Below are 10,800 nucleotides of genomic sequence, written 5' to 3' on the forward strand. Positions count from 1 at the left end.
CCCCTACATCATCCGAAATGACCGATAAGACCCAAGTACCGAACCGCGTCTTCCCCAATGCCAGCCAGGACGCCGAGAGCGCCAAGACGATCGTCTCGACGCCCCAGACCGAAAGCCCCGCCTATACGCTGGCCTTTCAGGACATGGACTTCCTGCTGCGCGAAGACCTTCGCCCCGTCCGTTTCCAGCTGGAGCTGCTGAAGGCGCAGTTGCTGCTCGAAGAGGCCAAGATCGCCTCGACCTTCGTCTTCTATGGCTCGGCCCGCATCCCGGAGCCCGCCAAGGCCGAGGCGCTGCTGGCGCTGGCGCATGACGACAAGTCGCGCAAGATCGCCAAGAATCTCGTCGCCAAGAGCAAATATTACGACATCGCGCGCGAACTGGCGCAGATCACCAGCCGCCTGCCCCGCGACGATCGCGGCATGCGGCAATTCGTGGTGTGCTCGGGCGGCGGCCCGTCGATCATGGAGGCCGCCAATCGCGGCGCACATGACGTCGGCGCCGAGTCGGTGGGGCTGAACATCGTCCTGCCGCACGAACAGGCCCCCAACCCCTATGTCACGCCCTCGCTGTCGCTCCAGTTCCACTATTTCGCGCTGCGCAAGATGCACTTCCTGCTGCACGCCCGCGCACTCGCGGCCTTCCCCGGTGGGTTCGGCACGTTCGACGAGCTGTTCGAGCTGCTGACCCTGATCCAGACGGGCAAGATTCAGCCTATCCCGGTGCTGCTCTTCGGCCGCGCCTTTTGGGAACGGGTCGTCAATTTCGAGGCTTTGGTCGAGGAAGGCGTGGTGTCCGAGCGCGACCTCGGCATCTTCACCTATGTCGAAACCGCCGAAGAGGCCTGGGACGTGGTCCGCAACTTCTATGAGGAGCGCGCCCGCAAGGAAGCCGAACAGGCCTGATCGCCCTCATCCCCGGATGGAAAAAGGCCGCCCTCGCAAGAAAGGCGGCCTTTTTGTTTTAGGTCGAATTAAAATCCCCATCGATTCTTCTTTCCCTCTCCCCTGGACAGGGGAGAGGGTTAGCGGAGCTTGCCAGCCTGCTGGCTAGCGCAGCTTGGGTGAGGGGTCGAGCGAGCCACAGGCTCGCGCGCGCGCTTGCGCGAGCGCAACACCCCTCACCCAGCTCCGACTAAGCCTTTGCTTTCGCAAAGCCTAAGTCTGCGCAACCCTCTCCCCTCGAAGAGGGGGCGAGGGAAGAAACAGCTCTACCGAATGTCGATCCACCCTAACGCAGCGTGACCATCGTCACCGACCGGGCGGGAACCGTCAGCGACAGGGTGTCGCCCGCGATCGCCACGCCGGACAGATCACGCGGGACGAAGGGATCGGGTGCGTCGAACCGGATGCGCGTGTCGATCCGCTCCGCCGTCACCGTGCGGGCGCTGGCACTCCGCCCCTGCATCCCGGTCAGCACCGCACGGACGGGCGCAGGCCGCACGGGATCGAGATTCACGATCGACAGGTGCACCACGCCACCCGCATCGCGCGAGGCCGAGGCGCTGAGCGTCGGCAGCCGGGTCTGGCCCTCGACATAATCAGGCGTCGCGACATCGACAGGGATCAGCGTCGCGCCCTGATGCACCTTGTACAGATCGAAGACATGCCAGGTCGGCGTGACCACCATGTCCTTGCCGCGCGTCAGGACCAGCGACTGGATGACGTTCACCATCTGCGCCAGATTCGCCATGCGGACACGGTCGGCATGGCGGTTGAAGATGTTGAGGCTAAGCCCCGCGATCACCGCGTCGCGGGTCGTGCTTTCCAGATAGAGCGCCGAGGGTGCGCCCTTTTCGCTGTCGAACCAGGCACCCCATTCGTCGACGACGAGCGCGACCTTCTTGTCGGGGTCATAGCGGTCCATGATCGCCGAATGGCGGGCGACGATCTCATCGGTCAGGTTGGCACGCGCCAGCGCCCTGGCCCAGTCGGCCTGAGTAAAATCGACATTGCGCCCCTTGGCGTACCAGTCATTGCCCGTGAAAGTATAGAAGTGGAGCGACAGACCCCACATCAACGGGTTGCGGTCGATATAGGCGAGCGGCGTCGGGTCGGGACGCCACATCATCGCCCCCGCCATCAGCTTTTCGGTCCAGTCATAGTCGTCGGTATCCGCGCCGACCGCGATCAGTCGGGCCTTGGGACCGGAGAAGCTGCGGACGTTGGAGACATATTGCCGGAACTGCGCGACATAGGTCTCCGCGGTCATATTGCCGCCGCAGCCCCAGCTTTCATTGCCGATACCGACATAGGGGACCGACCATGGCGCGGCATGGCCGTTCGCCTCTCGCTCCGCGCCGGGGGTGCTCTCGGGCGGCGCGGTCATGTAGCGCATCCACTCGTCCGCCTCGCGCACGCTGCCCGAACCGACATTGATCGAGACGAAGGGCTGGGCGCCGATCTGCTCGAGGAAATCCATATATTCGTGGGTGCCGAAGGCATTGCGGTCCGGCTCGTTGCCCCAGGCCGCGTTGATCCCGCGCGGGCGCTTGCCATAGGGACCGATCCCGTCGCGCCAGTGATAACCGTCGGCGAAGCACCCGCCCGGCCAGCGCACCGCCGGGACCTTCACCTCGCGCAGCGCCGCCACCACATCCTTGCGGATACCGCGCGTGTTGGGGATGGGAGAATCGGGCCCGACCCAGATGCCTTCATAGATGCCGCGCCCGAGCTGCTCGGCGAACTGGCCATAGATTTCAGGGGCGATCCGGGGACCGGGCTGGTCGACATGCAGCAATAGAGTCGAGGGAGCCGCCTGCTCCTGCGCCAGCGCAGGGGCCGACAGGATCGTCAATAGCGCCGTTGCCCCACCCAACACACGCAGGGCCGTCTGTCTCAATCGCGTCATCCCACTCCCCTTATGATCGTTATTTGCCGGACATTATCCGGCATTTTCGACGGAGGGCAAATCGGACGGACAAAGAAAAAGGGCCGGACGTTTCCGCCCGGCCCCTTCCCTGTTCGCGTGTTCCGCTTACGCCGCCTTCGACCGCGCGGCGCGCTTGCGCTCGTTCGGGTCGAGGAAGCGCTTGCGCAGACGGATCGACTTCGGGGTCACTTCGACCATCTCGTCGTCGTCGATATAGGCGATCGCCTGTTCCAGCGTCATCTTCTTTGGCGGGGTCAGGCGAATGGCATCGTCCTTGCCGCCGCTCGCGCGGAAGTTCGTCAGCTGCTTCGCCTTCATCGGGTTGACCTCGAGGTCATCCGTCTTGGCATTCTCGCCGATGATCATGCCCTCATAGAGCGCCTCGCCGTGGCCGACGAACAGGATGCCGCGCTCTTCGAGCGGACCCAGCGCATAGCCCTGTGCTTCGCCAGCGCCATTCGAGATCAGAACGCCGTTCTTGCGGCCTTCGATCTTGCCCTTGTGGGGGCCATAGCGCTCGAACAGGCGGTTCATGATGCCGGTGCCGCGCGTGTCCGACAGGAACTCGCCATGATAACCGATCATGCCGCGCGACGGCGCGGAGAAGGTGATGCGGGTCTTGCCGCCGCCCGAGGGACGCATGTCGGTCATCTCGGCCTTGCGCAGGTTCATCTTCTCGACGACCGTGCCCGAATATTCCTCGTCCACGTCGATGATGACGGTTTCGTACGGCTCGGTCTTGTTGCCGTTCTCGTCGGTGCCGAACAGCACGCGCGGGCGGCTGATGCCCAGCTCGAAGCCTTCGCGGCGCATCGTTTCGATCAGAACGCCCAGCTGGAGTTCGCCGCGACCGGCAACCTCGAAGCTGTCGCGGTCGTCGCTCTCGGTGACCTTCACCGCGACGTTCGATTCCGCTTCGCGCATCAGGCGGTCGCGGATCATGCGGCTGGTCACCTTGGTGCCCTCACGGCCCGCCATCGGCGAGTCGTTGACCGCGAAACGCATCGACAGCGTCGGCGGATCGATCGGCTGCGCCTGGAGCGGCACGGTGACGCTGGTGTCGGCGATGGTGTTCGCCACAGTGGCGACCGCCAGACCGGCGAGCGAGATGATGTCGCCCGCCTTGGCTTCCTCGACCGGCACACGGTCCAGACCGCGGAAGGACAGGATCTTCGACGCGCGGCCGGTTTCGATGACATTGCCATCGGCGTCGAGCGCGTGGATCGCCTGGTTCAGCTTGACCGTGCCCGAGTTGACGCGGCCGGTCAGGATGCGACCGAGGAAGTTGTCGCGGTCGAGCAGCGTCACCAGGAAGGTGAAGGGCACGTCCTCCACTTCCACCTTCGGGGCGGGAACATGGTTCACGATCGTCTCGAACATCGGGATCAGCGTGCCTTCGCGCGCGTCCATGTCGGTCGACGCATAGCCGTTGCGGCCCGAGGCGTAGAGGACGGGGAAGTCGAGCTGCTCGTCATTCGCGTCGAGCGAGACGAACAGGTCGAACACTTCGTCCAGCACTTCCTGGATACGCGCGTCGGCGCGGTCGACCTTGTTGACGACGACGATGGGCTTCAGGCCCAGCGCCAGCGCCTTGCCGGTCACGAACTTCGTCTGCGGCATCGCGCCTTCCGACGAATCGACCAGCAGGACGACGCCGTCGACCATCGACAGGATGCGCTCCACCTCGCCGCCGAAATCGGCGTGGCCGGGGGTGTCGACGATGTTGATGCGGATCGACTCGTCGCTGCCCGGCGGAGTCCAGTCGACCGAGGTCGGCTTGGCGAGAATGGTGATCCCGCGCTCCTTTTCCAAGTCGTTGGAGTCCATCGCGCGTTCTTCGACACGCTGGTTGTCGCGGAAGGTGCCCGACTGGCGGAACAGCTGATCAACCAGGGTCGTCTTGCCATGGTCGACGTGCGCGATGATCGCCACGTTGCGGAGGCTCATGCAAATTTCTCTTGTTCGGAGGGTATGTCGCCGGGGCCCATAGCCGAAATGCGGCGCGAGCGAAAGGGCGGCGCGGATTTTGCGGCGCACAAAGCTTGTTCAGGGCGAAAACGTGCAGCCGGACACCTTGTTCCTCCCCTGTAAGGGGAGGCGGCAGCCCGCAGGGCTGACCGAGGGGAATCACGGCCGGCGGGGACACGCCTCCACCATCCTTCGGATGGTCCCCCTCCCCTTGGCAAGGGGAGGAATTTACTTCTGTTTCGGCACCACCTTCACCGACCAGTCCGTATCGGGCCGCAGGAAGCGCGCCGCGACCGCCTGCAAATCCGCCGGACCGATCGAGACGAAGTCCTGCGCCAGCCGCTTGGTCGCCTCGACCCGTTGCGGGTCATAGGCCGCCCCGGCCAGACGCTGCATCCAGAACTGGTTGCCCGAGGCCATGCGCGCCAGACGCTGCGCCATGGGCCGCTTGATCCGTTGCAACTCGTCCGCGCCGATCGGGTTGGCGGCCAGGTCAGCGGCGATGGCGCGCGCGGTGGTCAGGAAGAAGTCGACCTTGTCGGGCGCGACCATGCCGATCGCGATCATCCGCCCACCACTGGGTAGCCCGACCGGCCATTGGCTGGCGACCTGCGGGCTGTAGCTCGCCCCCGCCTTCGAACGGAGCTGGTCCATCAGCCGGTCGGAAAAGACCTGTGCCAGCACGTCCAGCCGGTTGCGGATACGGTCGTCCGCCGATCCGCCGCCGGTCGGCCAGACGATCACCGCCGCCGCCTGGTCGGCGGGGCCGGTATGGGTGCGCACCACCGGGGTCGTGACATGCGCGGGGAAGCGGACCGGCGGCACCGGCCCCACGGTCGCGGGCCGTGCCGGGATCGCGCCGAAGCTGTTCGCCACCGCCGCGATCGCCTCGTCCGACTTCACGTCGCCGAAGACCGAAACCTCGATCGGCCCTGTGGCAAGCAGCGGCGCCCAGAGCGCCTTGAAGGATTCGGGCGTGGTCGCCTGGATGGCCGCGCGCGGCGGGGTGCCCCAGCGCGGATCGCCGTCGCGCAGCAACCGTTCCAGATCATGGCCCAGCACCCCGTCGGGCGAGGCGTCGAACCCGTCATAGCCCGCCAGCATCGCCGCCTTGGCCCGATTGACCGGTGCGGCGTCCCAGCGCGGCGCGACCAGCTTGGCCGCCATCAGCTTCAGATTGTCCGCATAGTCGCCGGGCGAACTGAGCGCGTTGAAGGAAAAGGCATCGTCGTCGATATCGAAGTCCATCCCCATACGCCGCCCGGCGGTCAGCCGGTCGAGGTCGCCCTGGTCGAACTTGCCGACGCCACCCGCGACCAGCGCGAGATCGGCCGCCCAAGCGGGGCTCTCCCGGTCGGCCGGAAGCGCATTATAGCCCCGCCCGAACCGCGCACGTAGATAGACGCGCCCCGTCTCCCCGTCATTGGCGAGCAGCAGCAACCGCGTGCCGTTGGCGAAGGTGATCTTCTCCACCCCCAGCTCGTCGACCTTCTCGCGCGACACGACCTTGCCGGGCGTGCCCAGCCTGGGGAGCTGCGCAAAGCTGATATTGCCCTGGCGACGACGATTTTCCGCCAGCGGACGGACATCGGCCTTCAGCGCGGCGGTCAGGCGCGCCACCGCGTCCGGCTCCGGCGTGCGGGTGTTCACCAGCGCGCGGGTCGCCGTCCCCTGGAATATCTTCTGAGTGGAGGCGAGCACCGAGTCCGGCGTGAACATCTTCTTGTCGATCGCCTGGCGCAGGATCTGATAGCTCGTCTCGGGCGCGGTCACCGTCTCGCGGATGTCGAGCGCGCCGACCATGTCGTCGGCCTGCTTGGCCCCCGCCTCCACCCGCGCGGTGTCGACCTGGGTGCGCAGGATCGCATCGTAATCGGCGAGTTCGCGGTCGATCTCGGCCTGGGTCGGCTTGGTCGCCATGGCGGAGGCGATGACCGCGCGCACGTCCTTCAGCGCGGCTTCCCAATTGTCGCCGATCGGTATGACATTGACGGTGGTCACATTGGCCGAGCGCGACACGTCGTCCAGCGCGACGCTGGCCTGAAGGAAGCTGCCCCCTGCCCGCGCGCGATTCTCCAGACGGCGGCTGATCAGCCGCGCGGCGACCATGTCGACCATCCGCTTCTGGTTGAAGATCGCGGTATCGTCCTGATATTTCCAGGGACGCAGCACCGCCATCGCCACCACCGGCGGGATCGCCGGTTCGACCAGCGCGCCCGCGACGGCGGCATCCGCCTTGGGGCTGCCGAAATCGGGGGCGGGCGGCTTGGGACCGACGCCCTGCCAGTCGCCGAAATTCTTGGCGACCAGCCGCGCGAACAGCAGCGGGTCGAGATCGCCCGAGATGATCACCACCGTATTTTCGGGGCGATACCAGCGGTCATGGAAAGCGCGCACGCTGTCGGGCGTCGCGGCCTCCAGCGTCTTGAGCTGGCCGATCGGCGACCGCTCGGCCAGCGGCTGTCCGGCGAAGAAGGTCTCGCGCAGCTTGTCCGAATACCGGACCTGCGGCCCCGGCTGTTCGCGCCGCTCGGCCAGCACGACGGGCCGCTCGGCATTCAGCGCCTCGCTGGTCATCGACGGCGCGGACATCATGCCCGCGAGGATCTTCAGGCTCTCGTCCAGCCCCTGCTCGGTCGCGCCGGGCAGATCGAGTTGATAGACGGTCTGGGTCGGCGTGGTGGAGGCGTTGGAGTCCGAACCGAAGGTCGCGCCCAGACGCTGCCAGATGCGCTTGGCCTCGCCATCGGGCACATGCTGCGAACCGCGGAAGGACAGATGCTCGATCAGATGCGCGAAGCCGCGCTCCGAATCGCTTTCGTTGAGTGAACCGGCGTCGATCCGCACCCGGACCGCCACCTGCCCCGGCGGCACGCCGTTGCGCCGCACGGCATAGCGCAGGCCGTTCGGCAGGGTGCCGAACTTCCATGCCTTGTCCTGCGGCAGGTCGGAATCCTTGTAGAGCCACGGGCTCTGGTCGACGCCCGGTATCGGCGGCAGCGGGGCGAGCGGATCGCGCGCCGTCTGCTGCTGGGGCGCGGTCGCCACGGTGGCGGGGACCGGCATACCCTGCGGGACCGATGGGTCCTGGGGCCGGTCGGTCCGGGGAGCCTGACCGATGACGGGAAGTGCCAGTCCGAGAAGGACCGGCAGGGCAAGACAGCGCATTGCGCGGGACGGAAACGCCATTCCCCCTCTTAACCCGTGGCCCGCCGCTTCGCCAGCCGCCCCTAAATTGCCCCAAAGCGCCTTGATCGCGCCGCGCCGCCGGCCGCCGCGCCATCATTTGGGCGCACTATGCGCTTAGGGCGATGTCACTGATCCTGCATGACAAGGGCCCGTCAAAGGCCCGGATGCGGGAGCAGGCCGGGGATGTACGGAACGTGATGACCAAGTCGATGAATGCCGGTGCCCGGCGTCGGGCATCGGACACAATATGGCATGAATCGGGCGAAACCGATGGCGATGGACCGATGCCCGCCGCGCGGCCGTTGCGTAGCGATTCGGGCCGGGTCGAGCGTATCGCGACCTTGGTTCCGCCGCCTGTCGCCGGACCCGGCGCCGGTACCGTTTCTCCCGGCCCGACCGGCGGCGCGATGCTCCACCGGTTCAGCCGCCTGCTCGACGGGCTGATCGCGTTCCATTCGCTGGCCTCCACCGATCCCGTTCTCGACGTTCGCGACTTCCCCTGGACCGCCGGCCTGCGCCGCGAATGGGCCGCGATTCGCGCCGAGGCGGTGGCGATGGCGCCCTCCGGCCTGATGCCGCTCTGGCAGGACGGCGGGGCGGTGGCCGTCCGTGCGGCGGGGTGCCCGCGCACCCTGGCGGCGCTTCGGGCGATCCCCGGCCTGTACGACGCCGCCTTCGCCTCGCTCGCGCCGGATGCGCATATCCCGGCACGGCGCGGCGCGACCAAGGGTCTGATCACCTGTCACCTCGGACTGGTCGTCCCGCGCGACGGCGGGGCGCGGATGCGCGTCCGCGATCGCATCCTCCGCTGGGCGGAGGGCGAGACGCTGATCTTCGACGACAGCTTCGATCACGAGATCCACAACGACGCCGCAGGACAGCGAATCGTCCTGCGCATCCGCTTCGCCCGTCCGCTGCGACAGCCGGGGCAATGGGTGGCGGAGGCGGTGCTGCGGTTGTTGCGGGGGCGGATCTGATCCGATCCTCCCCGGACCGGGGAGGATTTTGCCGAACCGCCCAGCCCCAGGTTGCACGCTGGAAACGCATCCTTTCCCGTGTCCCGCTTGATCCCCGCCGCCGCCCGCGCCACATGGGGGCCATGCTGATCGAGACCGAACCCACGCCCAACCCAGCGACGCTGAAGTTCCTGCCCGGCCGCAAGGTGATGGACAGCGGAACCCGCGACTTCGCCTCCCCCGAGGAAGCCGGTGCCAGCCCGCTGGCCGAGGCGATCTTCAACTTAGGCGACGTGACCGGCGTGTTCTTCGGTCGCGACTTCGTCTCGGTCACGATCGCGCCGGGGGCCGAATGGTCGGACGTGAAGCCCGATGTGCTGGGTATCCTGCTCGATCATTTCTCGGCGCAGATGCCGCTGTTCAAGCAGGGCGCGGCGGACTTCGCGGTGCCGGGCGAGGAAGAGACCTTCACCGACGATCCCGAGGATGCCGACATCGTCGCGCAGATCCGCGAGCTGATCGAAACCCGCGTGCGACCCGCCGTCGCCAATGACGGTGGCGATATCGTCTATCGCGGCTTCGACAAGGGCAAGGTCTTCCTGAAGATGCAGGGCGCCTGCGCCGGTTGCCCCTCGTCCACCGCGACGTTGAAGAACGGCATCGAGCAGTTGTTGCGCCATTATGTCCCGGAAGTCACCGAAGTGAGGGCCGTCTGATGAACCCGATCGACGACGCCAGCCTGGACCGGCTGTTCCGCGAGGGGCGCACCTTCAACCATTATCTCGACAAGCCCGTGGGCGAGGACGAGATCCGGGCGCTCTGGGACCTGGTGAAGATGCCCCCGACCTCGACCAACCAGAGCCCCGCGCGGCTGGTCTGGTGCCTGAGCCAGGAGGCGAAGGACAAGCTCGCCGATTGCGCCAGCGGCAGCAATGCCGAGAAGATCCGCGCCGCTCCCGCCACCGTGATCATCGGCATGGACGTGAATTTCCACGAATATCTGCCGCAGCTATTCCCGCATGTGGATGCCAAGAGCTGGTTCGACGGCAATACCGAGCTGCGCGAGGCATCGGCCTTCCGCAACAGTTCGCTTCAGGGGGCCTATCTGATCCTCGCCGCGCGCGCACTGGGGCTGGATACGGGGCCGATGTCGGGCTTCGATCAGGGTGCGGTGGACAAGGCCTTCTTCGCCGACCAGCCGGGCGTGCGGTCCAACTTCATCGCGACCATCGGCTATGGCGACCGCAGCACGCTGCACCCGCGCAATCCGCGCCTGGCGTTCGAACAAGCCAACCGGATCGTCTGAGCCGTCTCTTGCGCACGCTGGTCATCGACACCGCCACCGCCGCCTGCTCGGTCGCCCTGCTCGACGGCAACCGGGTGATCGCCCGCGCGCATGACGTGGTCGGGCGCGGTCATGCCGAAAAGCTGGTGCCGATGATCGCGGCCCTGCCGGACGGCGGGCGGGCGGAGCGTATCCTGGTCGATTGCGGACCGGGCAGCTTCACCGGCATCCGCGTCGGCATCGCCGCCGCGCGCGGACTGGCGCTCGGTTGGGGGGTGAGTGCGTCGGGCTACAACTCGCTGGCGCTGGTCGCCGCCGCCTTCTTCGCGGGCGTGCCGGACGAGAGCGTCTCGGTCGTGCTGGAGGGCGGGCATGGCGAGGTCTTCGTACAGGCTTTCGCCCGCGATCTGACGCCGGTCACCCCCTTCGCCTCGATGAAGCCCGAGGCGGCGCTGGCGTCGCTCGAGGGGCGGACGGCGGTCGGCAACGGCGTGCGCTGGCTGACCGCGCTGGACGCCGACCTGGCGGTGG

Annotated in this window: 8 protein-coding genes; 5 read left to right on the plus strand and 3 right to left on the minus strand. The window is 67.0% G+C overall.

Annotated features, from left to right (window positions below):
* The first annotated feature begins 17 nt into the window (after positions 1-17).
* Positions 18-905, plus strand: a complete 888-nt coding sequence (locus tag OXQ33_RS12670) for a TIGR00730 family Rossman fold protein (RefSeq protein ID WP_267435057.1) — start codon at positions 18-20, stop codon at positions 903-905.
* A 325-nt stretch (positions 906-1,230) separates the two neighbouring features.
* Here OXQ33_RS12670 and OXQ33_RS12675 read toward each other — a convergent pair whose 3' ends face one another.
* The 3 genes from OXQ33_RS12675 to OXQ33_RS12685 all read right to left on the minus strand — a co-directional run bounded on the left by OXQ33_RS12675 (position 1,231) and on the right by OXQ33_RS12685 (position 8,007).
* A complete protein-coding gene (locus tag OXQ33_RS12675) occupies positions 1,231-2,850 on the minus strand; it encodes an alpha-L-arabinofuranosidase C-terminal domain-containing protein (RefSeq protein WP_267435058.1) in 1,620 nt (539 codons plus the stop codon).
* 126 nt (positions 2,851-2,976) lie between these two features.
* The gene (gene typA, locus OXQ33_RS12680; protein ID WP_267435059.1) at positions 2,977-4,818 is read right to left on the minus strand and encodes a translational GTPase TypA; all 1,842 of its coding nucleotides are present in this window, start codon (positions 4,816-4,818) and stop codon (positions 2,977-2,979) included.
* Positions 4,819-5,067: 249 nt separating this feature from the next.
* Positions 5,068-8,007 (minus strand): insulinase family protein, encoded by a 2,940-nt coding sequence (locus OXQ33_RS12685; protein WP_267435060.1) that lies wholly within the window; start codon positions 8,005-8,007, stop codon positions 5,068-5,070.
* 218 nt (positions 8,008-8,225) lie between these two features.
* On the opposite strand from OXQ33_RS12685, the gene OXQ33_RS12690 reads away from it, so the two are divergent.
* From OXQ33_RS12690 to tsaB, 4 genes are all read left to right on the plus strand, one after another.
* Positions 8,226-9,005: an aspartyl/asparaginyl beta-hydroxylase domain-containing protein gene (locus OXQ33_RS12690; RefSeq protein ID WP_267435061.1), complete on the plus strand. Its 780-nt coding sequence runs from the start codon at positions 8,226-8,228 to the stop codon at positions 9,003-9,005.
* Positions 9,006-9,127: 122 nt separating this feature from the next.
* Entirely contained in the window at positions 9,128-9,700 is a 573-nt protein-coding gene (locus OXQ33_RS12695; protein ID WP_267435062.1) for a NifU family protein, read from the plus strand.
* Complete coding sequence (locus tag OXQ33_RS12700; RefSeq protein WP_267435063.1) at positions 9,700-10,290, plus strand: malonic semialdehyde reductase; 591 nt, start codon at positions 9,700-9,702, stop codon at positions 10,288-10,290. Before OXQ33_RS12695 ends, OXQ33_RS12700 begins: the two co-directional genes overlap by 1 nt.
* An 8-nt stretch (positions 10,291-10,298) precedes the next feature.
* The coding region (gene tsaB / locus OXQ33_RS12705) for a tRNA (adenosine(37)-N6)-threonylcarbamoyltransferase complex dimerization subunit type 1 TsaB (RefSeq protein ID WP_267435064.1) at positions 10,299-10,800 on the plus strand (502 nt) is incomplete at its 3' end.

This window comes from Sphingomonas sp. GM_Shp_1 (assembly GCF_026540895.1).
Classification (GTDB): Bacteria; Pseudomonadota; Alphaproteobacteria; order Sphingomonadales; family Sphingomonadaceae; genus Sphingomonas.